Below are 22,303 nucleotides of genomic sequence, written 5' to 3'. Positions count from 1 at the left end.
AGTCGCTGGCAACGTTTTCAGACTTTCAGTCAGAATGTCGGAGCGATATTAATAGGGAGAGTGTTATTCACCCCAGGCCCGTTAACTCTGCCTTGTTTTTAAAAAAACAGAGCAGGCAGCCGCCTTAAACCCAAAATTCACAGCAGATCGTGATCCAGCGGCGTGCGGAAAGCATGGCGGGCGGCTTCAATTAGCTGTCCGGCAGTAACAGTAGGGGGTAATCGCATCAGAATTTTGCTTGCCTGCCAGTAGCAGAGCACCATCACTTCATCTTCTTCTTTTTCCGCCCTTTCGTGCAGTCGGGCGCGCAGTGACAACACATTGATAGTCTGCTGCTCATCCAGCATGTCAGAGATCGTCTGGTTGATAACGCGATGGAGCGTTTTCCAGGTGAGATCGTTATACAAAATTAACCTCTTTTCATGCTTATCGGCTCAGCCATACGATTAGCTACAGCGTCGAAGACACAATTTCATTAATCTGCTGATAACTATAGTGGCTCGTCAGCAAAGATGAAGCGCGTTATAGCACGTACTAAAACCAGCAATTCTAACGATTAATACACCGCCCTGTCGCCTGCTTCACGCCGTGCTGCGGCTGACTGCTGCTTTTTTGTAACAATGAGAGCCGATGATTAACTGGCTCATGCCCTGATGATTTGCCAGGGTAAAATCCCTTACTTTTCCGATTATCTTTAAGGCGTTATTGATGAGTCAGCCTGCCGATAGCCTGGTCTGGGGTCACGGCCCTGCGATTTTCGAAGTCTTTCCTGAATCCACCTGTCCTTTTTCGGTGCGCGCATTTAATAAATCAGACGCATTACTGGCGCACGTCGGTGAAGAGCAGATGACGCTGAAGATTCGTCTGCAGTCACCGCCCTGGCGCCTCTTTTCCGGCCTGATCGTGCGCTATACCCTTGCCGCTGCTGTGACAGTAAAACCGCCGCGAAGCGCGGTGATACAGGCGGTGGCCGATCATCGTGAAGAGTTTGCGTTCACCGATCATTGTACCGGCCCGAACCGTGATGCCACGCCGAATCAGATTCTTCAGCGCCTGAAAGCCTGCAGCGGCGTGGATGCTTTTGCCGCATTCGATCAGCCTGACCTGCAGAATGCCATCAAGTAGCACTGCAAATATGCCCGGCAGAACGGCATTCACGTTTCACCCACCTTTATGGTCAATGGTCTGGTGCAGGCTGAGATCGGTAGCGGTGACGACATTGCGCACTGGGCAGGTTTCCTGACGCGTTAATTATGGGTAACGTGATCGTGTGATGCCTGTCCCTTTTCTGCCCGGCAAACTTAATTGTCTGATCATATTAATTGTTTTTCCGTCACCAGGACAGTTAAGCTGTATCGCTCTCAGCTCAAGGCTGAACGTAAGCCGCTGCAGCGGCTCATCACAAGGGTTTGACGGCGGCAGGCAACGCCAGCGCCGGAGACGCGTAACTCAACAAGGACTTGCAAATGACGATGACGCTGGAACAGGTCAGGGAAAAATACCCGGATGCGATAACCGATGCTTTCGGTGACTCACCGGAATTAGCCAATGCGCTGGCCACACTGATTATCGCCGGGAAAAAAGTGGCCACCTGTGGCGCATTAGAGAGCTGGCAGCAGCAGGATCCGCTGCCACAGCCGGGCGGCTATACCATCGTCCTGAACGGCGACCAAGCCCCCGTCTGTGTGATCCGCACCACCGGACTGTTTCTGACACGCTTTGACCGGGTGACCCCTGAGATGGCGATGCTGGAAGGCGAAGGCGATCTGAGCCTCGATTACTGGCGACAGGAGCATCAGCGTTATTTCCAGCGTGGAGGCTATTTCCACGCCGAAATGGAGCTGATTTTCGAGACCTTCCAGCTAGTCGAAGTGATGTAGCGTTAAAGCGTGTTCGCCGCCATCAGCGCCACCCGCGTGATGCCCCGTGCGGCGAGGAGCTCCGCCGCCTGTGCGGCGCGGAGTCCACTGGCACAGACCAGCACTACACGCTGATGCGCTGGCGGCTGCCAGCTGGCAATCTGCTCTGGCAGGACCCGCTCAACCTGACCGGCGACGCTGACCGGTGCCTCTTCCGGGCTGCGCAGCTCTACGATGCAATCCTCTTCCGTCAGCATGCACCGATCAATGAAAGGCATGACGGGGCCCTCTGGTTCCTGCGCATCGTCAAAGCGGAACCGCCTGATGTGCCACTCCACAAAATCGCACTGGATCATGCAACCCAGCGGCGACGGCGTCAGATTTAACAACACGCTCAGCGCCATCTGCGCCTGCATCGCACCCAGCGTCGCGACAGCCGGTCCCATCACACCGGCGGTATTACAGTTCCCTGCCGCAGTGGGTAACCGCGGAAAAAGCGCACGATAACCGGGTGCGCCACCACAGAAGCCCCCCACGTAGCCTTTGCGTCCCAGCACCGACGCGCAGATCAATGGGATGCCTCGCGGATAGCAGGCATCGGAAAGCTGATAGGTAATGGCAAAATTATCCGCCGCATCCACCACCAGATCGATTCCCTCCAGCGTCTGCGGCAACTGACTGGCACCGAGTGCAGAGGGATACGCCTCAACCAGACAGTCCGGATTCCGCTCTGCCAGTGCGCGCTGTGCGCACAGGGCTTTTGGCTGCCCCACATCCTCAACGCCGAACAGCGTCTGCCGATGAAGGTTGTGCAGTTCAACCCGGTCACCATCGTAAAGACGAATAAAGCCGATGCCTGCGCCCGCCAGTAACGGCAGCAGCGTCGCGCTGAGTCCGCCTGCACCCACCACCAGAATGCGGGCCCTGCTCAGCCGCTGCTGCCCCGCTTCCCCAATCTCCGGCAGCATGGTCTGTCGCTGATAACGCTCCATCCCCCCTCCTTAACTGAACTGTGCCAGCCCGAAAATTGGCGTCGAGGCCGATGCCATATCGCGAGGCTCCATCAACCCCGCTTCAAATGCCTCGCGTCCGGCGTGTATCGCGGCGGCGAAGGCCCCGGCCATCCGTACCGGATCGCCAGCTTTGGCAACCGCCGTGTTAAGCAGCACGCCATCGAAACCCATCTCCATCGCCTGCGCCGCCTGACCGGGTGCACCGATACCCGCATCGATAATCAGCGGCACATCGCTGAACCAGCTACGCATTGCGCGCAGCCCTTCGATGTTACGCAATCCCTGGCCGGAACCAATCGGCGCCCCCCAGGGCATCAGCATCTCGCAGCCCGCCTCCAGCAGTTTTTCGCCTACGATCAGATCTTCTGTGGTGTAAGGGAAGACCTGAAAACCCTCAGCGCAGAGGATGCGGGCCGCTTCCACCAGCGCAAAAGGGTCGGGCTGCAGCGTGTCGGCGTGACCGATCACCTCCAGCTTGATCCACGGCGTGTCGAAAAGTTCGCGCGCCATCTGCGCCGTCGTCACCGCCTCTTTGACCGTGTGACAGCCCGCGGTGTTAGGCAATATCCGTTTATTCACCTGCTGCAATAGTGAGCGGAAAGCGCCGCCGTCGCTGCCTTCGCGACGCAGGCTGACGGTAATGATCTCCGTGCCGGAGGCGTCGATTGCCTGATGGAGGATCGCTGGCGAGGGATAACCGGCGGTGCCGAGCAGGAATCGCGACTGAGGTTCGAACTGATAGAACATGATTAACCTCCCTGCATCGGTGACAGGATTTCAACCTGACTGCCCGTCTCAAGCCGCTGGCTGGCATAACCGCTGCGCGGCACAAACGTACCGTTCAGGGCAGTGGCCACGCTGCGCATGTCGATCTGCTGCTCCGCCATCAGTTCCGCCAGCGTGCTGGCATCGGTTTCGATTGTGCGTCCATTAAGTTCAACCTGCATGTGTCATCTCCCGGGTCAGTTGCAGCATAAGTTTTTCAGCCATGATTGGGGCCAGTAAAAAGCCGTGGCGATAAAGGCCATTCAGCGAAAAACGGCCATTTTCGTAGCGCACCTCCGGCAGGTTCTGCCGGTAAGCGGGCCGCAGGCCGGTACCACTCTCCACGATGCGGGCTTCGGCCAGCGCCGGATGCAGGCTGTAGGCGGCACTGAGCAGCTCCATCATCGCCCTGGCGCTGATCGGGCTGCTGTCATGGCTTTCAACCATGGTGGCCCCCAGCATGAAGTGCCCCCCGACACGCGGAACCAGATAGCAGGGAAAGCGGGGATGCAGCAGCCGCACCGGGCGGGAAATCTGAATATCGGGCGTCTGCAGGATCACCATTTCGCCCCGCACCGCACGCAATTGAGGTTGTTGAGCAGCCGCGTGGATACCCCGGCAGTCGATGATTTTTCCGGTGGGTTGTCCGCTGTGAATGGCGACGCCCGCCTGCTGCAGCGTGTCGCGCAGCTGCTGCATCGCCCGACGCGGGTCGAGATGCGCTTCCGCTGCGAAAAACAGCCCCCGGGCAAAACGGTTTTCCAGTGCGGGCTCAATGTCACCCGGCGTCACCCACTGATGCGCCTGGGTCAGACTGGCAAAGCGGGTCAGTTCACGGCTGTCACGCGGCGGTGCAACGACCAGCGTACCGTGCTGCTCAACGCCTTTCACGCGCTGCGCCCACCAGCCCGTCGCATGCTGGCCCCACGCGATCACCTCGGGTGGCGCGCTTTCCGCTTCACACCAGGGCGCGAGCATCCCGCCCGCCCAGTGCGAAGCGGCACGGCAGTCAGGTTGCGTAATGATTTCGACCGTTTCTCCGCGCTCCATCAGCAGCGTGGCGACACAGAGCCCGGCCACGCCGCTGCCCAGCACCGACCAGCGGCTCATGACGGCCATCCGGCAGGAAGAGAACGTTTCAGGATGAGATTTTTCACATTGCCCTCGTTTTTGTTAACGAAGACCCGTGATACAGAGGGAAAAGGCAAAGGCGTATGCGCCTCTGCGGCAAGTATCGGCGGCGATGCGATACCCGTCTTCCTACGCCAGTATCAACTGGGTCAGGTTCTAAGGGTCGCTAAGCCGCGCGATGCGCTATTAGCCTCTCAGTCTCTCCGGCGAGACTCCCCTGACGGGTCTAGTTGTAAGTTAAGCGGGCGGGTTCGTCAAGACGCGGGCATAAAGGCGCTGCAGAAAAGCGCGGAGAAAAAAGAAACAGGCAACTCCGGTTCGTCTGGCGTTGCGGGGGCTGAAGCGATCAGAGCGCCTGCAGCGCCTGTGTCAGGGTCTCAGTGACTTCGCGGATACGTGGTTCGGCGCGGCGGTAGTAGGTCCACTTGCCCACTTTGCTGGCTTCAACCAGACCCGCACCCTGAAGGGCCTTGAGGCATAACGAGGTGGCGGGCTGTGATAAGCCCGCCTTGTCCTGGATGAGGCTGGCGCAGACACCGTACTGATCGAAGGGGTAGAGCTGCGAATAGCCCGCAAACGCATCGTCAGGTTCTTTGAGCCACTTCAGCACGGCAACGCGTGTGGGGTTGGCCAGCAGCTTCAGGGCATTTTCCGGGGACATGCCGCCTCACAGGGTATCAGGATGGGTAAAAAGGATAGTCAGTATACCCTTTCTCATCGCCACCATACAGCGAGGCGTGGTCCACCGCGTTCAGGGGATAACCTGATCGGATACGCGCAGGCAGATCGGGATTGGCAATGAAGGTGCGGCCAAAACCAAACAGATCGCCCCAGCCTTTTTCCAGCATCTGCTGCGCCTTTTCTGCGGTATAGCGGCCGGAATAGATGATCGGCGAACGGAAGGTATCGCGCAGGGCGATGCGGAAACTTTCCGGCATCGCCGGGCTGTTATCCCAGTCCGCTTCAGCGATAGAAAGGTAGCCGACCTCCAGCTCATTCAGCAGTTGCGCGGCGCGGATATAGGTGGCATGCGGATCCCTTTCAACCAGACCGAGATAAACGCGCTCCTCGTCGGTGCTCGAAAACAGGGGCGCAAACCGGACGCCAACCCGATGGCTGCCAAACACAGAACTGACGGCCTGAACCACTTCACGCAGAAAGCGCAGACGATTCTCAGCCGAGCCACCATATTCGTCCGTGCGAAAGTTGGTGTGCGCCGAAATAAACTGGTTAATCAGATAACCGTTAGCGGAATGCAGCTCGACGCCGTCGAATCCGGCAGCTTTAGCATTTTCCGCTGCCTGCCGGTAGAGCCCTACGATCTCTTTGACTTCATAAGTAGTCAGTTCGCGTGGCTCGCTGGGCGCGGTCAGCATCCCCGCGCCCGGTCCGGTTTCGATAAATACCCGGACGTTATCGGCGGCGATGGCGGAGGGGGCAACCGGCGCCTGTTTGCCCGGCTGAAGTTCATTGTGTGATACGCGGCCTACATGCCAGAGCTGGCAGAAAATCGTGGCGCCCTGCTGATGCACTGCCTCTGTCACCTTTTTCCAGCCTGCGATCTGTGCCTCACTGTGAATGCCTGGTGTCCAGGCGTAACCCTGCCCGCGCGGCTCAATCTGCGTGCCTTCGGTAATCATCAATCCGGCACTGGCACGCTGGCGATAATAGTCGACCATCATCTCACCCGGGATATTGCCCGGCTGTTCGCTGCGACAGCGTGTCAGCGGTGGCAGAACGATGCGGTTACGAAGCCTGAGATCGCCCAGATTCAGGGGGCTGAAAAGTGACGGCATAAAACAAATCCTCTGACGTGTGAAAAGCCGCCATTATATTTACACATTTAAATTTGTAAATGTGTTATCACTTTTTTTGGAGACCGTGTAGCGGGTGCCGGAATCGGCAAACACTGAGTCTGGCGCAGTGGCAGGATAATGTGAAGCGTTAAAAACGTTTTAGCGAACGCCTGCTCCGACTGGCGTAAGAGATTCAGGCGATTCAGCGCATGCTCAGCAGACGCTTGCGCCGCGCGGGCACCGCCTCTCCCACCTGTCCTGCGCGCCCGGCTGCAGCGTATTGTGACAAATCGCCACGTGGTCGTTTATTATCATGGCCATTGCCTTTCAGAAGATCTCTAGCGGCAGTGTTTCTCCGCTATCCCTTCCGCAGGAAACATCCAGAGGAAACGTTGTGATTAACCCCCTCTCTTTAGATGCGCTCGGACCACGTATATGTATTATGGGGCCGTCGAACAGTGGAAAATCGACCCTGGCAGACGCGATTTCCCGCAAAACCGCTTTACCCGCTGTCTATCTTGATCAGCTTCATCATGCGCCGGGGAGTCAGTGGCGGCCCAGAGCAACGGCAGAATTTCTCCAGCTGCATGCTGAGGCGGTGAGTGGAGAAAAATGGGTGATCGAGGGGAACTACACAAAATGCATTACGGAACGACTCGCCCGCGCCACAGGGCTGATTCTGCTGGATGTCAGCGTGCCGGTAGCCCTGCTCAGATACATCCGCAGGTGCTACTCGTCTGCCCCACGCATTGGCGGGCTGGGTTCGGGCCACGATCCGGTAACTTTGCCGATGCTGAAATATATTATCCGCACCGCTCCACAGAACCGGAAACGCCACCAGCAGCTTTTCGACCAGGTCAGCCTGCCAAAAATTCTGCTTCACTCTTCGCAGGAGATTAAGGCCTGCTCGGAACACTGGGGGTTAGCATTAAACGTTCGCAGATAACCCTCTGGCCATTAATCAACGAGCTTCAGGCTCCCTAACAGCGCATTCAGCGACGCGACGGGCCCTGCGTGGTTAGTTGCAGACCGGGTGGTGTCCCAGGGCATCGCGTCATCGGTGCAGTAATCCCCAATGCACTGCATATCGGCAGGCTCATCAAGCAAACCCACCGGGATCCAGATATACGCATGGCCACGCAACCGGTTTGGCACCGCAGCGCCGCAGCGGGAACAGAAGTCGCATCGATAACCGCTCGGTCTGGACCATGACGCAATCTGCGTCTCTCCGGATAGCCAGGTAAAGTCACGCTCTTTAACCAGTGTTGCGAGGTTATGCCCGGTTCCGCTCTGTTTCCTGCACAGGGAACAGTGGCAGCGGTAATAGAACGCTGGCGTGACGGTGAGTTCAAAGGTCACGGTTTCACACAGACATGTGCCTTTCATTTAATCGCCTTGAATATTGAAATGCCGGGCCATCAGCAGACCCGACGCATAAGCCGCTAGCTACGGCCGAAAATCAGCCTCACACCTGCCAGCGCAAAGCAGCAGGCTAACAGCGCATCAAGTCCGCGACGGATGCGCAGGTAGAAGGTACTCATCACGGCGGTTGAGAACAGCAGCGCGTAGCCGCCAAACACGCAGACGCAAATCGCTGCACAGCCGCAAATGATGATGGGTAGCGTCGAGGCACCGCCGTCCGGCTTCATCGCAAATGACATGATAGCCACCCAGGTCAGAATCGCTTTAGGATTGCCGACGTGCATCAGGATGCCCTGCCGGAAAAGCCGGCCATAGGCGACCCGCTCCCCACTGGCGTTCAGAGCCGCGGCTTCCGTCCGGCGTAAGGCCGATTTACCCGCTTTAAACGCCAGCCAGAGCAGATAACACCCCCCGCCCATTTTCAGCACGATCAGCAACTGTGCAAAAGTCGCCAGCACGGTCAGCACACCGCAGGCGGCCAGCAGCGCCCAGAGCAGCGACCCGCTCACCACACCCGCCGCCAGCGCCAGCGCGGCGCCTCTGCCCTTTTTCATTGCCGTGCCCATAATCGCCATGTTGCTCGGTCCGGGGCTGGCCGTCGCGATAAGATAGGTCGTGAAAATCAGCAGCAGTTCATGCGAAAGGGCCATGTTATTTCTCTGAAGGGAGGAATGAAAAATCATTTATATCGGCTGATACCATGAAATGCCATGACTCTTTACGACAGGAACCCGTTAAGGCCCCTGAATACAGCAATCAGCAACCTTTTCATCGCCCGTTCTGAGCCTGTGCAAAAAAGAAGAACGTGGTCTGGCTAAGGAAAGATGAAGTGCACGCAGTCCGGCCAGTGTCGCTTCGCCAGCCGGACAGCGTGTTCAGTGGGGAGTTATTTGCCCAGAATTTCTCTGCGGACAATCTCTGCACCGGCGCTTAACGCATGCAGTTTACCATTCGCGACATGGCGCGGCAGTGGGATCATGCCGCAGTTAGTGGACGGATAGAGATTCTCCGCATCCACAAACTGCAACGCCCTGCGCAGGGTGTCGGCCACGGCCTCAGGCGTCTCAATCTCATGGGTCGCTACGTCGATGGCTCCGACCATGACTTTCTTGCCACGAATCAGCTCTATCAGATCCATCGGCACGCGTGAGTTCTGGCACTCCAGCGAGACGATATCGATAGCCGAACGCTGCAGTTTGGGGAAGACCTCTTCATACTGACGCCACTCTGTGCCCAGCGTCTTTTTCCAGTCAGTATTAGCTTTGATCCCGTAGCCATAGCAGATGTGAACCGCAGTTTCGCACTTCAGGCCTTCCACTGCGCGCTCCAGTGCCGCGATGCCCCAGTCATTTACCTCATCGAAGAAGACGTTAAACGCGGGTTCATCAAACTGAATGATATCCACACCCGCCGCTTCCAGCTCTTTCGCTTCCTGATTGAGGATGCGGGCAAATTCCCAGGCCAGCTTTTCGCGACTTTTATAGTGGTTGTCGTACAGCGTATCGATCATGGTCATCGGACCTGGTAATGCCCACTTGATCGGACGATCGGTCAGCTTGCGCAGAATCTTTGCATCTTCGACGAAGACTGACTTCGGACGGGAGACTTCACCCACCACGGTTGGCACGCTTGCATCGTAGCGATTACGGATACGAACCACTTCACGCTTTTCAAAATCCACACCGCTAAGATGCTCAATAAAAGTGGTCACGAAGTGCTGACGGGTCTGTTCGCCGTCGCTCACGATATCGATACCGGCCCGCACCTGGTCATCCAGACAGAGACGCAGCGCATCTCGTTTACCATCAACCAGCTCTTCATCCTGCAGTTTCCAGGGTGACCAGAGAACCTCTGGCTGCGCAATCCATGAGGGTTTAGGCAAGCTGCCCGCAGTGGATGTTGGTAATAACGTTTTCATAGCAGGTGACCTTTTTCTATTTTAATTAATCAAAGAACGGATTCAGCAGACCATTGTGAGAGCAGCGTCTGGTTAGGCTTAATAAAATGCGTCTCAGTAAATCTGCCCTGCTCAACGGCCAGCCGGCTGCGCTCTTCGCGATCGTAAACAATACGGGTAAGCGAATAGTCCTGATGCTGCAGCGTTGGCTGATAGCACTGTCCGGCGGCAGAGTTCGCATTATAAATTTCCGGGCGATAGATTTTCTGGAAGGTTTCCATGGTGCTGATAGTGCTGATAAGCTCAAGATTGGTGTAATCGCTGAGCAGGTCACCGTGGAAATAGAACGCCAGCGGCGCGACGCTGCCCTGCGGCATAAAGAAGCGCACCTTCAGGCCCATTTTTCCAAAATAAAAATCAGTCAGCGAAGGCGCATCCTGCTGGTATTCGACCCCGAGCACCGGATGCTGATTACTGGTCCGCACATAGGTGTTTTTACTTGAAACGCTCAGGCAGATAACCGGTGATTTGCTGAAATTCTCTTTATAAACCGCCGAATTAACAAAGCTTTTAAAGATGTTGCCGTGCAGCTGGCCAAAATCCTCCGGCGTACTGAATTCTGTCTGCCCCTTGTTATATTCGGCCAGCACCACGCTGAAATCGTAATCACGCACGTAGGATGAGAAGTTGTTGCCCACAATACCTTCGATGCGCTGACCGGTGTGATGATCGACAATCTGCGTTTTCAGAATTTCAATCGCCGGAAAAGATTCATCAGCGCCACTGGTAGAGAGATTCAGCTCTGCAGAGATAATATCCAGTTCGACAGAATAGCGATCGGCTTTTGGATTATCCCAGTTTGCCAGTGCGTTAAAGCGATTGTTGATCATCGCCAGGGCGTTACGCAGATTCTCCTGACGTTTTTCACCACGCGCTAAGTTAGCGAAGTTAGTCGTCGCCCGCGTATTTTTCGAAGGGTTATAGTTTTCGTCGAAACGAATGCGCTTGAGGGTAAAGGCTAAAGTATTCATCGCTGTCGGTATCCTGCTCGCTGATATGGAGGTTGAGGGCGATTTCCCTTAACAAACCTCTATATGACACAAAGTTATTAACAATTCTTACTTTATGCCTCAACTACCGGTTTAAAAAAAGTGATCAATTTTCAATGAACATGAAGGAAATTCATGTTGGCGCAATGATGTTGGAATTTCTTCACATCGCTGTGTTGCAGGTTCTTTCAGCTCGCTGAAAGCATCATGCTCCGGAACCTTAAAATGGCGGCAGGTCCGGCTTGCGGCACCCGGAACAGACGCATCAGCATTGTGCTGAAGGGTGAAATAGTGCAAATGCGGAAACCTGCAGGTTCCCGCACGACAGTCTGACCACGCCGCTCACTCAGTAACATAGCGTCAGCGCAAAGCGCGACCGTTAAACCTGGTACAGTTGCTCACACAGCACTTTCCGTGCGCCGGATTTGAGTGAGAGTCTGCAGGCAGCCTCACGCATTAACTGGCCCAGCCCGCTTTCGCGCATCGACTCTGTCAGTCGGGAGGCTGGTCCGGTGAGCGCCAGCGCCGCAAGCAGCCTGTCGCCTTCGCCAAAAACCGGCAATGACAACGAGGCGATGTGGGGATCGCGGATGCCGGAGGTAAACAATGGCAATTCAGGTACGGCGTCAAACAGCGCTTCATTCTGTCCCCAGTGACGCAGAACCTGCCCAATTGCGGAGTTATCCAGCGGCAGAGAGGTGCCGGGCAGGCGCGTTTCCCGCAGCCCTTCGGACGGCTCGGCTCTGAACAGGCAGAGACGCTCGCCGTTTTCAATCACATACCAGGTCGCACTCTCGCCGGTGGCGGCGGCCAGCGCATGCAGTTCAGGCTGAACCACGCTGGCAAGATGGAAAGATTGCTCATAGAGCTTGCCCAGATAGAGCAGCCTGGGTCCGAGGGTATACACGCCATTGTCGCGGCGGATGACATAGTTCATCCGCTCCAGTGAGTTCATCAGACGATAAACCGTCGTTTTATGGTAGCCCGAAAGCTGCGCGAGCGCGGTCAGCGTTAATGCTTCCTCGCCCGGTTTGAAACAGTCCAGCAGCGCCAGCGCTTTTTCTACGGCGATTACGCCTTCATTTCCCATCAGTAGGTTCTCCTGTTTCCGACGGCAGGCAGTTTACCGCGCAATTTGTGATTCACATCGTATTTACATCACAAATAGGTGCTTAACACTGGTGCGATCGGAATTAACCTCGCTATAGTAGTTTTATATTGTACAACTAAGTTTTACATAGTAAAACAAACGAGGAGCGTCTATGTCTCATGCAGAGAATACTTTCATCAAGCGCGACATTGTCCGTATCGCGCCGGAACTCGTAAAACAGGCAGCGCAGTTCCAGGCTGCGATACTCGCCGATGTCGCCGGACGACGTGGCACGCTGCATGGACGCGTTAAACCCGTTTCTGGCACCATGAAAGTGGCTGGACCTGCGATTACCGTAGAGGTCAGGCCGGGTGATAACCTGGCTATCCATGCCGCGCTGGCGATTGCTCAACCCGGTGATGTCATCGTGGTTGATGGCAAAGGCGACATCAGCTGCGCGCTGATCGGTGAGATTATGGCAACCCAGGCGGAAGCCTCTGGCATTGCAGGTATCATCATCGACGGTGCGGTGCGTGATGCCGATGCTCTGCATGCCAATGGCTTCCCGGTGTTCGCTGCGGGCCTGAATCCCTGCGGTCCGACCAAATCCATCGCGGGTCCGGTTAATCAGCCGGTTTCTGTGGCAGGCGCTGCTATTCAGCCGGGTGATCTCATCATCGGTGACATTGATGGTGTGGTGGTGCTGCCGCGTGAATCCGTTCCGGCCCTGCTGGCGCTGGCACAGAAAAAACTCGATTTCGAAACCGGCCGCATCGCGGCGATTCGCGATGGCGACCTGCGCGCGCCCTGGTTAGAGAAAGCCCTGCGTAGCGCAGGCATGCTGACTGATGAGGAGACACTGTGATGACTACGCCATCCCCTGTAATTCTGGTGACAGGCACTGACCTGGCACCCCAGGCGGTCAGCCTGCTCAGTGATTACCGGATTGTTTATGCTGGTCAGCAGCCCAGCGAAGAAAGTCTGATTCGGTTATGTCAGCAGCATAATCCGGTGGCGATTCTGGTGCGTTACGGGAAAATTAACGCCCGAATGATGGATGCCGCACCGGCGCTACGGGTTATCTCTAAGCACGGCAGCGGTATTGATGTGATCGACCAGAAAGCAGCGGCTGAGCGTGATATTCGCGTGGAGTCCGCGCCGGGTGCTAACGCCGCGGCCGTCGCGGAGCATGCCTGGGCGTTAATCCTGGCCTGTGCCAAATCGGTACTGACGCTTGACCAGCGGATGCGCCAGGGATACTGGGATAAATCCACGCATAAATCCGTTGAGCTGGAAGGCAGAACGCTGGGGCTGGTGGGCCTGGGTGCAATCGGCGGCCGTGTGGCCCGCATCGGACGGGCGTTTGGGATGAAAGTCATCGCCAGTGATCCCTTCGCCAGCACTTTTCCTGATGAGTGTGAATCCCGCTCGCTGGATGAACTGCTGAAGCAGGCCGATGTAATTTCACTGCACTGCCCGCTGACCGAACAGACCCGCCAGATGATCAATGCTGAGAAACTGGCCCTGCTTAAACCGGGCGCTATTCTGGTGAATACGGCGCGCGGAGGACTGATTGATGATGAGGCACTGTTAGCGGCACTGAATAATGGCTCCCTGGCCTGGGCCGCTCTGGACAGTTTCACCACCGAGCCGCTGGCTGCCCCGCACATCTGGCAGCAGGTTGAGAATGTTATTCTGACGCCACATATCGGCGGCGTCAGCGATAATTCCTACGTGAAGATGGGCACCGTGGCGGCCAGCAATATCCTGAACGTACTGGCGGAACCGCTGAAAAAAGAAAGTCCGGTTTCCTGACCGTTCTGATGCCCGACCTGAATGCGAGCAGCGGCCGGTCGGGTTTAAGCGTTGATCATTCGCCGGAATGGCCTATCCCCCGGTGGAAAGCGTGACCTGTTCCCACTGCATAATTTCCTCACTCAGCGCCGCCATTTTCTGCCGCACCAGGTCCAGCGCATCACTGCCCAGCAACAGATGCGAGGGCGGGTTCGGACTCGCTATCAGTGTCAGCATGGCGTGTGCTGCTTTAACGGGATCCCCCTGCTGATGCCCGCTTTTCGCCTGACGGGCCTGACGGATAGGATTAAACAACGCGTCATAGTCCGGGATGCTGCGCGGCGTGCGACTCATGGATCGCCCAGCCCAGTCAGTGCGGAAGGAGCCAGGGGCGACAGCGGTCACATGAATATTAAAGGGTGCGAGCTCCTTGCTGAGCGTGTCAGATATCCCTTCCAGCGCAAATTTGCTGCCACAGTAATAGCTGATGCCCGGCAGGGTAATGAAACCGCCCATTGAGGTGATATTGATGATGTGCCCGCGACGACGCTGGCGCATGCCGGGCAGCAGTGCTTTTATCATCGCCACCGCGCCAAACACGTTTACGTCAAACTGGCGGCGCATCTCCGCCAGCGGCGACTCTTCCAGAATGCCTTCATGCCCGTAACCAGCATTGTTCACCAGCACATCCACCGGCCCGGCGGCACGTTCCGCCTCTTCCACCACCCCGGCGATCCGATCGGTGTCGGTGACATCAAGCAGGTAACCTAAAGTACGGTCCGGATCCAGCGCCCTGAAATCCTGTAATGCCTCAGGGTTGCGTACCGTCCCGATCACCCGATGGCCGGCGAGCAGCGCCTCCTTCGCCAGAGCAAGACCAAATCCACTGCTGACGCCGGTAATCAAAATCGTTTTTGCAGACATCGTCATTCATTCCTGTGCAGTTAAAAGTTGCATGTTATTCTCAAACCTGACGGATTTTCAGACCGGATCTTCTCCATTCCTTGCCTGATCTTATGAGGCTCAGCGATGAACGACATGATTGCACGGGTAAAAGCACTTGCTGACTATGAGGGCTATAACCTGACGACGCTGCCGGACGTGCGGATTTTACGGGCCGATCGGCCGCTTGAGAAAACGCCGGTGCTGTATGATCCGGGGATTGTGTTTGTCTGCCAGGGAAGCAAACGCGGTTACTTTGGTCAGAAGACCTATCTGTATGATGAGCAGCACTATCTGGCCGTCTCGGTTCCGGTGCCGTTCACAATGGAAACCGATGCGTCTGAAGCGCGTCCGTTACTGGCGGTGTATCTCCATCTTGACTTACGGCTGGCGGCAGAGCTGATCATTGAGATCGACCAGCAGGGCGCGCCTCTCGCTGGGGAGGCACCGCAAAGCATGATGTCGAGCAGAATGGATGAGGGGGTAAAAACGGCAATGCTGCGCTTACTGGAGGTGCTGGACAACCCGACGGAAGCCGCCATCCTGGGGCGTTGCCGGTTGCGCGAACTCTATTACCGCGTATTAACGGGTGCGCAGGGAAACGCAATGCGCGCCGCCTTGTCGTTACAGGGTCACTTCGGCAGGATCGGTAAAGCCCTGCAGCATATCCATGCGCATTACGCAGAACCGCTGACGCTCGGGCAACTGGCGAAGGAAACCGGGATGAGCGTGCCAACCTTTCATCTCCATTTTAAGGCGATCACCCAGCTCGCGCCCATGCAGTATGTGAAATCAGTCCGCCTCCATCAGGGACGGATGCTGATGGTTCGTCAGCAGCTGACCGCTGCGGCGGCAGGCTATGCTGTCGGCTATGAGAGTCCTTCTCAGTTCAGTCGCGAGTTTAAACGGCTGTTTGGCCTGCCGCCGGCAGAAGAGATTCGAAGAATGCAGCGTCACTTTGCGTTTCCGGCTACGCCACCGGGCTCGGGTTATATCTCTTCGCATTAGAATGAATCGGGCGACGGCGTGTATCCGCCGTGCTGTCAGGGGGTGGCCGGGGAATATCGCAGGCTGAGTTTGCAGCAAGGTAACGAAGCGAATTGCTGTGCGGGGAGGCTTCCTGGCGGGATGCCCCTGCAGATGCGCTGAAACGCGTCTGCAGGGGCTAAGGTTATTTACTTACCGGCGAAGCGCCATTTTCGACGTTAATGGTCAGCTCTTTTTTTCGGCCCATAATCAGCACCGCAATACCGCCGATGCCACAGAGAATGGCAAGGGGCACCATCGCCAGCGTATGGCTGCCGGTCGCCTGATTAATGATGCCGTAGACGTTGACCATCAATCCGCCGCCGATCAGGTTTGCCATCGCCCCGATTGCAGCCAGCCCTGCCGCCGCCGTGGTTGAGGACATCCAGCCAGAGGCCAGCGCCCAGAATGGCCCTTTCATGGAATAGGCACCGATCAGAACCAGCGACAGGATCACGACGCTGCCGGTCAGGCTGTTGGTGATAAAGGCTGACAGCAGACCACCCGCGATCAGGAACAGGGTCAACGCGGTATGCCAGCGACGCTCACCGCTGCGGTCAGAACTTCTGCCCCAGACAATCATCAGAATCGACGCCAGACCATAAGGAATCGCATTCACTAATCCGGTGGTGAGATTATCCAGTCCATAGGATTTAAGCAGTTGCGGAGACCAGACGCTTAGCGTCGAACCCGCCGCAGACGCGCCAGCGTAGATCAGCGCCATTATCCAGATATGTTTGTGACGCAGCAGTTGCCACAGCGAGATATGACCAATCGCTTTTTTCTTCGCGTTTTCAGCCTCCAGCGTCGCGTTTAGCCAGGCTTTCTGCTCTTCGTTCAGCCAGCTGGCGTTAGAGGGACGATTGCTGAGTAAGAAGAAGGCAGCGATGCCCAGGATCACGGCCGGGATCCCTTCCAGAATAAATAACCAGTGCCAGCCGCGCAGGCCATACCAGCCATCGAGTGACAGAATCAGACCTGAAACTGGCGAGCCGATAAAGTTTGCCGCCGGGATCGCGACCATGAAGGTGGCAATCACGCGCGCACGGTATTTGCCGGGGATCCAGTAGGTCAGATAGAGAATCACACCAGGGAAGAATCCGGCCTCTGCCGCACCCAGTAAAAAGCGCAAAATATAGAGCGTGTTGGCGCTCTCCACAAACGCCGTACAGACCGAGATGACGCCCCACGATACCATGATGCGGGAGATCCAGATTTTTGCTCCGATCTTCTGCATTGCCAGGTTGCTGGGCACTTCAAACAGAAAGTAACCGACGAAAAACAGGCTACTCGCCAGACCAAACACCGCCTTTGACAGGCCCAGATCTTCGTTCATCTGCAATGAAGCCATGCCGATATTACCGCGGTCAATAATGGCAATCAGATAGCAGACGATCAGAAAAGGCAAAATGCGCCAGACCACCTTTTTAACGGTCTGCTGCTCGATATCGGCAGAGAATGTCGTGATGTGCTGTTTTTCAGACATGATGATCCTCACAATTTTGTCATCGACCTGCGCACGTAACGCCGGACGTTTGGTTTTACTCTGTAAAACATCAATGTACTCAGTAAAACTATTATCACGATAAAACGACTCTCCCGCCGGAAGATGTAATCAGGTTGTGCAAGTTGTCACAAAAAAGGACACATCAGTTTTATTTTATGTGACGGGCGTGTCGTTGCAGAGGGGGTAGTGAAGAGCAGCGTACAAGTGAACCTGTGTTGCGGGAGGGGATGCCCTCCTGTTCGTCTCTGACGTGTGATCGCATATCAGTGCCGCCTGTCGCGAATAACTGCTTTACGGAGTAAAACCGCAGACGCTGGCGTAGCCCGGATGACAGGGCGGTTCCTCATTGAGTTCGTCTGAAGAGTGCAGAATCGCAACAGAGACCGGTATGGTGAGAAGTCGTTACCTGATCAGCCGGTTTCCTCTCGCGATCACACTCCGGAACTCTTCACATTGGGTGTGATCCTGTTCTGTACAGCGGGCAATATGCCTGAGTCCACTGCTGAACACTTTTAACTGGCGAATGGTACGATCAATGTCTCTGGCTCGGCGGATAAGCTGTTCTTTGTCGATAGCGGTCTGACCCGCCGGGTTTACCATTGCTGCCATCTCATCCAGTGTAAATCCGGCTGCCTGGCCGAGCACGATAAGCTCGAGTTTTTCCAACACATTTTTGTGATACTGCCTTCTCAGGCCATGACGGCAAATCGGCGTGATTAACCCCTTCTTCTCATAAAAACGTAACGCTGAGGGCTGAACGCCTGAAAGCGTAGCGACCTCTCTGATATCCAGTTCATCTTTCATTGACTTAAACCTGACTTTAAGTTGCACACTGTCCACCAGCTTAACACGCTCTCAGGATAAGGATGATTATATGAACCGGTTTACTCTTCTTCAGGTCGTACTGACGGGCATGGGTGCCACACTTGTGATGGATCTCTGGTCTCTCTTCCAGAAATATATGCTTAAGACTGCTCCGCTTAACTATGCACTTTTGGGTCGCTGGATTTTGTGGGTTCCTAAAGGAAAGTTATGGCATAAAACCATTTTCAACGCCGCGCCACTTCGCGGAGAGTGTCTGACGGGGTGGGTGTCTCACTATATGACAGGCATCGTTTTTGCCTTTATCCCCTTAATGCTCAGCGGGCCGCGCTGGTCAGAAAAACCTTTCCTGATGATGAGCATTTTTACAGGCCTTCTGACCCTGTTATTTCCTTTCCTGTTACTGCAACCTGCTTTGGGTTTTGGCTTTGCCGCTTCATGTGCTCCACGCCCCTGGCCTGCACGGCTGTTCAGCCTGCTGACCCACGTGGCATACGGCGTCGGCCTTTACCTTACCGGATTGCTTATCAGGCTATGACCACCCTCTTACAACGGCTGTGAACCCCATAATGTTCAGATCGCCTGATTAAGGATTTCAGTAATTCGCTGCTGTGGCGCAGGATGGCCTGCGGAGCAGAGCAATTATTCCGGGAGTGACTCATCGCAGAGAGGGCCTTTGTACAGCCGGACTCGTTTTGCGCTTTTCATAAAACAACTGGCTGACGGATACGCAAGCGACCTCGTCTCACAGTCTGATTTCTGCGACTGCCGCCCGCACGGGGTTTATATCCGTCACGCCTTTCTGCCGCTTACTGACTTGTGCTGACTCCCCTCAACGCCTGGGTAACGGCTAACCGCCAACTTCGCATCTATAATTCAGTGACTCAGACCCGTAGCGCGCTTCAGCCAGCGCCAGGGTGACTGAACGTCGTGTCAGTGAAGCATCGACGTTTACGCTTTGGATAAAGCTTGCCAGGTTAATGAAGCGCATCATCTGCCAATAAAGGAAGCCTCATGATCTTATCACTCGAAAACCAGGTTGCACTGGTCACCGGCGCCAGCTCGGGCCTCGGCTACGCCTGTGCAGAAGGACTCGCAAGGGCAGGAGCCAGTGTGGTGGTGAACTACCACAGTCAGGCAGAACCGGCCCGGGAACTGGTTGAAAAAATCCGGGCGGCGGGAGGCCAGGCCATCACCGTGAAGGGCGACGTGTCGAAAGAGGCGGACGTTGACGCCCTTTTCAGCCAGACGATCGCGGAATTTGGCAGGCTGGATATTCTGGTCGCTAATTCCGGCCTACAGAAAGATGCCCCCTCCATTGAGATGTCACTAGAAGACTGGAACACCGTCATTGACGTGAATCTGACCGGTCAGTTTCTCTGCGCGCGCGCCGCACTGCGTCAGTTTCGCAAACAGAGCCATGACACGCAGATCAGCCGCGCGGCGGGAAAAATCATTCACATGAGTTCGGTCCATCAGCGCATTCCGTGGGCAGGTCACGTCAACTATGCCGCCTCCAAAGGTGGGGTGGATCTGTTGATGCAGACCCTGGCGCAGGAAGTGGGTGAAGAGCGCATCCGCGTTAACGGCATCGCACCGGGCGCGATCGCCACCGCGATTAATGAAGACACTACCCAGGGCGAAGCAGGCAAAGCACTGCTGAAACTGATCCCCTATGGCCGCATCGGCGAAGCGGAAGATGTCGCCAATGCGGTCGTGTGGCTGGCCAGTGACCTGTCAGACTATGTGCATGGCACCACGCTGTTTATTGATGGCGGAATGAGCCTCTATCCCGGCTTCCGCGACAACGGCTGATGCCCTGAACCGGTGCCTGGGGCCGCGTTCAGGCGGGCGGGGAGAGCCTCTATCCCCCGCCTGCCAGGCAGACTGCACCCTGTGCCCGCAGAGGTGTTCCGCTCAACAGCGACTACGCTCACTGTGTTAAGGTAGATGCAAAACGGATTCTGCTCTGAGGATGATGGTATGTCGCCTTTTTATCAATTCACTGCCACCCGCCTGGATGGCAAGCCTGTCACGATGGCCGACTACGCTGACAAGGTGGTGCTGGTGGTGAACACCGCCAGCAAATGTGGATTCACGCCGCAGTATGCGGGTCTGGAAACACTCTATAAAAAATACGCCGATCAGGGTCTGGTTATTCTGGGATTCCCCTGCAATCAGTTTGGTAAGCAGGAGCCTGGCGGTGCCGGCGAGATCGCGCAGACCTGCCATATAAACTACGGGGTCAGTTTCCCGATGTTCACCAAAGTTGAGGTCAATGGCGCGTCGGCGCATCCGCTGTTTCGCTATCTGAAAACGGCGCTACCTGGTGTGCTGGGCGGCCGGATTAAGTGGAACTTTACGAAGTTTCTGATTGGTCGCGATGGTCAGCCACTCAGGCGATTCGCGCCGATTACCACGCCGGAAAAGACAGAAGCAGCGATTCAGGCGGCCCTTTAATCTACACAGTCAGCGGATGAACCAGTCCTGCTATGATTACGTCCTGTCCGCAGCGCCGGAACGGTCATTCATAAAACAATGAAGGCGCGCTGATGCTGCTGGCCGGTCTAATCATGCTGGCCGGACATATCAGAAATGCGCTAAAAAACCCCGTCCTCGGCTTAACCTGCATCCTGCAAAGGGGCCTGCTATTTCATACTGCGATGTTGATCTATCAGTTTATCCCTGGCGTCTTCACCGGCGTGAGTCTCATCACCATGCTCTATCTGCAGAACCTGCTGTGCATGCCCGACAGCATCACGGGTGACATGATCTCCTGCACACTCACCTGTGAATGGCATAGTTAACCTGTTTCTGTACAGATAACCGGAAGAAGATCGCAAGTTGATTAGCCAGAACCCGTCGAATAACGCTATTCTTCTGCGCTTAATTTAACGCTTCAGGAAACCCACATGTCAGAGAGTGCAGTTTCAGGGCGTTCCCCTTCGGTATTCTGGGGAGCGACCATCATTTGCGGCACAGTGGTTGGTGCAGGCATGTTTATTCTGCCGGTCGTGATGGCAGGCGCCTGGTTTGGCTGGTCGTTGCTGATACTGGCGTTTAGTTGGATCAGTATGCTGATCAGTGGCCTGCTGTTTCAGCGCGTCAGCCAGCACTATCCGCTGGAAACCGGCTATGACAAAATCGTACGTGACCTGTCAGGCCGCGGCTGGGCGGAAATCAATGGCCTGAGCCTGATGTTCGTGCTGGGCATTCTGACCTATGCCTATATTTCCGCAACCGGGCCGGTTTACGAGCACTCACTGAGCGCACTGACCGGCCTCAGCGTCTCATCCTCAGACGCGAAAGTTATCCTGGGGGTGACAGTTGCCGCTATCGTCTGGCTGGGAACCAGCAGCATAGGCCGGATCATGTCTGTTCTGCTCATCGCCAAAATTGTGCTGCTGCTGGCGTTGTTTGGCGGGTTACTGACGACCGTGAACAGCGATTATCTGCTGGACAACGACAATCCGGCAGGAACCTACTGGCCTTATATGCTCGGTATCGTGCCCTTTTGCCTCGCCTCGTTCGGCTATCACGGCAACATCACCGGCCTGATCGCCTATTATGATGGCGATGCGCGCCGTGTGAAGCGGTGCCTGTGCTTCGGCACGGCTATGGCGCTGGTTATCTATCTGTTCTGGATCCTCTGCACCATGGGCAATCTGCCCCGTTCTGCCTTCCCGGAGATCGCCAGACAGGGCGGCGACATTGCCGCCCTGATGCGGGCGTTTAATCCCGACGGCGTGACCACGCGCCTCTCGCTGCTCTTTTCTGTGTTTTCACATTTTGCGGTTATCTGCTCCTTCGTGGGGGTCACCGCCGGTCTGGTGGACTACATCAGCGATCGCTTCAGCATCCCTGCTACCCGGATGGGCCGCCTCAAAGCCACGGCTATGACCTTCCTGCCGCCGTTAAGCCTGTCGCTGCTTTACCCCGATGGATTCGTCACCGCCATCGGCTATGCGGGCCTGCTTGCGACGCTCTGGGCCGTTATCATTCCGGGGATGCTCCATCTGAAGATAAAGGCTTGCCCCTCTTCCGGATATCAGAGCAGCAGATGGGATCCGCTGCAGCTGGGCATCATCATGACCTTCGCGGTGCTGAATATCCTCTCGTGGACGCTCAGCGAGTTTCATTTGCTGCCGGTGTTTTAACCTCGTAAAAATGTGCCAGCCTCGTTTAGTCAG

The 22,303-nt window shown here is 56.0% G+C and carries 25 protein-coding genes, 1 pseudogene and 1 riboswitch; of the genes and pseudogenes, 11 read left to right on the top strand and 15 right to left on the bottom strand.

Annotation, left to right across the window (positions count from 1 at the left end):
- Positions 1 to 137: 137 nt before the first annotated feature.
- A complete protein-coding gene (locus RT657_RS06695; protein WP_313653279.1) occupies positions 138 to 407 on the bottom strand; it encodes a hypothetical protein in 270 nt (89 codons plus the stop codon).
- A gap of 301 nt (positions 408 to 708) precedes the next feature.
- Here RT657_RS06695 and RT657_RS06690 point away from each other — a divergent pair.
- Positions 709 to 1,251 (top strand): annotated as a pseudogene (locus tag RT657_RS06690) (thioredoxin).
- 215 nt (positions 1,252 to 1,466) lie between these two features.
- Entirely contained in the window at positions 1,467 to 1,880 is a 414-nt protein-coding gene (locus tag RT657_RS06685; RefSeq protein WP_313653277.1) for an ASCH domain-containing protein, read from the top strand.
- A gap of 2 nt (positions 1,881 to 1,882) precedes the next feature.
- Here RT657_RS06685 and RT657_RS06680 read toward each other — a convergent pair whose 3' ends face one another.
- The 6 genes from RT657_RS06680 to RT657_RS06655 form a co-directional block, all read right to left on the bottom strand.
- Positions 1,883 to 2,851 carry a HesA/MoeB/ThiF family protein gene (locus RT657_RS06680; protein ID WP_313653276.1) on the bottom strand — a complete coding sequence of 323 codons (969 nt, stop codon included), beginning with the start codon at positions 2,849 to 2,851 and terminating at the stop codon, positions 1,883 to 1,885.
- Between the two features lie 9 nt (positions 2,852 to 2,860).
- On the bottom strand, positions 2,861 to 3,619 hold the full coding sequence (locus tag RT657_RS06675) for a thiazole synthase (RefSeq protein WP_313653274.1): 759 nt from the start codon (positions 3,617 to 3,619) through the stop codon (positions 2,861 to 2,863).
- Between the two features lie 2 nt (positions 3,620 to 3,621).
- A complete protein-coding gene (gene thiS, locus RT657_RS06670) occupies positions 3,622 to 3,819 on the bottom strand; it encodes a sulfur carrier protein ThiS (protein WP_313653272.1) in 198 nt (65 codons plus the stop codon).
- Complete coding sequence (locus RT657_RS06665) at positions 3,809 to 4,747, bottom strand: FAD-dependent oxidoreductase (RefSeq protein ID WP_313653270.1); 939 nt, start codon at positions 4,745 to 4,747, stop codon at positions 3,809 to 3,811. Before RT657_RS06665 ends, thiS begins: the two co-directional genes overlap by 11 nt.
- A gap of 130 nt (positions 4,748 to 4,877) precedes the next feature.
- A riboswitch (TPP riboswitch) is annotated at positions 4,878 to 4,997 on the bottom strand.
- Positions 4,998 to 5,114: 117 nt separating this feature from the next.
- Positions 5,115 to 5,429: a helix-turn-helix transcriptional regulator gene (locus RT657_RS06660; RefSeq protein WP_313653268.1), complete on the bottom strand. Its 315-nt coding sequence runs from the start codon at positions 5,427 to 5,429 to the stop codon at positions 5,115 to 5,117.
- Positions 5,430 to 5,445: 16 nt separating this feature from the next.
- Positions 5,446 to 6,564, bottom strand: a complete 1,119-nt coding sequence (locus RT657_RS06655) for an alkene reductase (protein ID WP_313653266.1) — start codon at positions 6,562 to 6,564, stop codon at positions 5,446 to 5,448.
- Between the two features lie 397 nt (positions 6,565 to 6,961).
- Between RT657_RS06655 and RT657_RS06650 the strand changes: the two genes are divergently transcribed.
- Positions 6,962 to 7,510 (top strand): AAA family ATPase, encoded by a 549-nt coding sequence (locus RT657_RS06650; RefSeq protein ID WP_409520983.1) that lies wholly within the window; start codon positions 6,962 to 6,964, stop codon positions 7,508 to 7,510.
- Positions 7,511 to 7,521: 11 nt separating this feature from the next.
- On the opposite strand, the gene RT657_RS06645 is transcribed toward RT657_RS06650, so the two are convergent.
- The 5 genes from RT657_RS06645 to RT657_RS06625 form a co-directional block, all read right to left on the bottom strand.
- A complete protein-coding gene (locus tag RT657_RS06645; protein WP_313653262.1) occupies positions 7,522 to 7,950 on the bottom strand; it encodes a GFA family protein in 429 nt (142 codons plus the stop codon).
- Positions 7,951 to 8,006: 56 nt separating this feature from the next.
- Entirely contained in the window at positions 8,007 to 8,636 is a 630-nt protein-coding gene (locus RT657_RS06640; protein WP_313653260.1) for a LysE family translocator, read from the bottom strand.
- Between the two features lie 236 nt (positions 8,637 to 8,872).
- Positions 8,873 to 9,904 carry a methionine synthase gene (locus RT657_RS06635; protein ID WP_313653259.1) on the bottom strand — a complete coding sequence of 344 codons (1,032 nt, stop codon included), beginning with the start codon at positions 9,902 to 9,904 and terminating at the stop codon, positions 8,873 to 8,875.
- Between the two features lie 29 nt (positions 9,905 to 9,933).
- Positions 9,934 to 10,914 carry a DUF1852 domain-containing protein gene (locus RT657_RS06630; RefSeq protein WP_313653258.1) on the bottom strand — a complete coding sequence of 327 codons (981 nt, stop codon included), beginning with the start codon at positions 10,912 to 10,914 and terminating at the stop codon, positions 9,934 to 9,936.
- 397 nt (positions 10,915 to 11,311) lie between these two features.
- A complete protein-coding gene (locus tag RT657_RS06625) occupies positions 11,312 to 12,022 on the bottom strand; it encodes an IclR family transcriptional regulator (protein ID WP_313653257.1) in 711 nt (236 codons plus the stop codon).
- Positions 12,023 to 12,194: 172 nt separating this feature from the next.
- Here RT657_RS06625 and RT657_RS06620 point away from each other — a divergent pair, with 172 nt between their 5' ends.
- Together RT657_RS06620 and RT657_RS06615 are read left to right on the top strand one after the other, a co-directional pair.
- Positions 12,195 to 12,887 carry an RraA family protein gene (locus RT657_RS06620; RefSeq protein WP_313653256.1) on the top strand — a complete coding sequence of 231 codons (693 nt, stop codon included), beginning with the start codon at positions 12,195 to 12,197 and terminating at the stop codon, positions 12,885 to 12,887.
- Positions 12,887 to 13,837: a hydroxyacid dehydrogenase gene (locus tag RT657_RS06615; RefSeq protein ID WP_313653254.1), complete on the top strand. Its 951-nt coding sequence runs from the start codon at positions 12,887 to 12,889 to the stop codon at positions 13,835 to 13,837. Before RT657_RS06620 ends, RT657_RS06615 begins: the two co-directional genes overlap by 1 nt.
- Positions 13,838 to 13,909: 72 nt before the next feature.
- On the opposite strand, the gene RT657_RS06610 is transcribed toward RT657_RS06615, so the two are convergent.
- Complete coding sequence (locus RT657_RS06610; RefSeq protein ID WP_409520979.1) at positions 13,910 to 14,740, bottom strand: oxidoreductase; 831 nt, start codon at positions 14,738 to 14,740, stop codon at positions 13,910 to 13,912.
- 105 nt (positions 14,741 to 14,845) lie between these two features.
- Here RT657_RS06610 and RT657_RS06605 point away from each other — a divergent pair, with 105 nt between their 5' ends.
- Entirely contained in the window at positions 14,846 to 15,766 is a 921-nt protein-coding gene (locus RT657_RS06605; protein WP_313653250.1) for an AraC family transcriptional regulator, read from the top strand.
- A 163-nt stretch (positions 15,767 to 15,929) separates the two neighbouring features.
- Here RT657_RS06605 and RT657_RS06600 read toward each other — a convergent pair whose 3' ends face one another.
- Positions 15,930 to 17,270, bottom strand: a complete 1,341-nt coding sequence (locus RT657_RS06600; protein WP_313653248.1) for an MFS transporter — start codon at positions 17,268 to 17,270, stop codon at positions 15,930 to 15,932.
- Between the two features lie 423 nt (positions 17,271 to 17,693).
- A complete protein-coding gene (locus RT657_RS06595) occupies positions 17,694 to 18,095 on the bottom strand; it encodes a MerR family transcriptional regulator (protein WP_313653247.1) in 402 nt (133 codons plus the stop codon).
- A 70-nt stretch (positions 18,096 to 18,165) separates the two neighbouring features.
- On the opposite strand from RT657_RS06595, the gene RT657_RS06590 reads away from it, so the two are divergent.
- From RT657_RS06590 to RT657_RS06570, 5 genes are all read left to right on the top strand, one after another.
- A complete protein-coding gene (locus RT657_RS06590; protein ID WP_313653246.1) occupies positions 18,166 to 18,651 on the top strand; it encodes a DUF2938 family protein in 486 nt (161 codons plus the stop codon).
- Positions 18,652 to 19,127: 476 nt separating this feature from the next.
- The gene (locus RT657_RS06585; protein ID WP_313653245.1) at positions 19,128 to 19,928 is read left to right on the top strand and encodes an SDR family oxidoreductase; all 801 of its coding nucleotides are present in this window, start codon (positions 19,128 to 19,130) and stop codon (positions 19,926 to 19,928) included.
- A gap of 168 nt (positions 19,929 to 20,096) precedes the next feature.
- Positions 20,097 to 20,573 carry a glutathione peroxidase gene (locus RT657_RS06580; protein ID WP_313653244.1) on the top strand — a complete coding sequence of 159 codons (477 nt, stop codon included), beginning with the start codon at positions 20,097 to 20,099 and terminating at the stop codon, positions 20,571 to 20,573.
- Between the two features lie 92 nt (positions 20,574 to 20,665).
- The gene (locus RT657_RS06575; protein ID WP_313653243.1) at positions 20,666 to 20,920 is read left to right on the top strand and encodes a hypothetical protein; all 255 of its coding nucleotides are present in this window, start codon (positions 20,666 to 20,668) and stop codon (positions 20,918 to 20,920) included.
- A gap of 105 nt (positions 20,921 to 21,025) precedes the next feature.
- A complete protein-coding gene (locus tag RT657_RS06570; protein ID WP_313653242.1) occupies positions 21,026 to 22,270 on the top strand; it encodes an aromatic amino acid transporter in 1,245 nt (414 codons plus the stop codon).
- The last annotated feature ends 33 nt before the right edge of the window (positions 22,271 to 22,303 follow it).

The sequence above is a fragment of the Pantoea sp. genome (assembly GCF_032114055.1).
GTDB lineage: Bacteria > Pseudomonadota > Gammaproteobacteria > Enterobacterales > Enterobacteriaceae > Pantoea.
The sequence above is the reverse complement of the archived record's forward strand: the minus strand, read 5'-3'. Positions and strand labels throughout refer to the sequence as shown.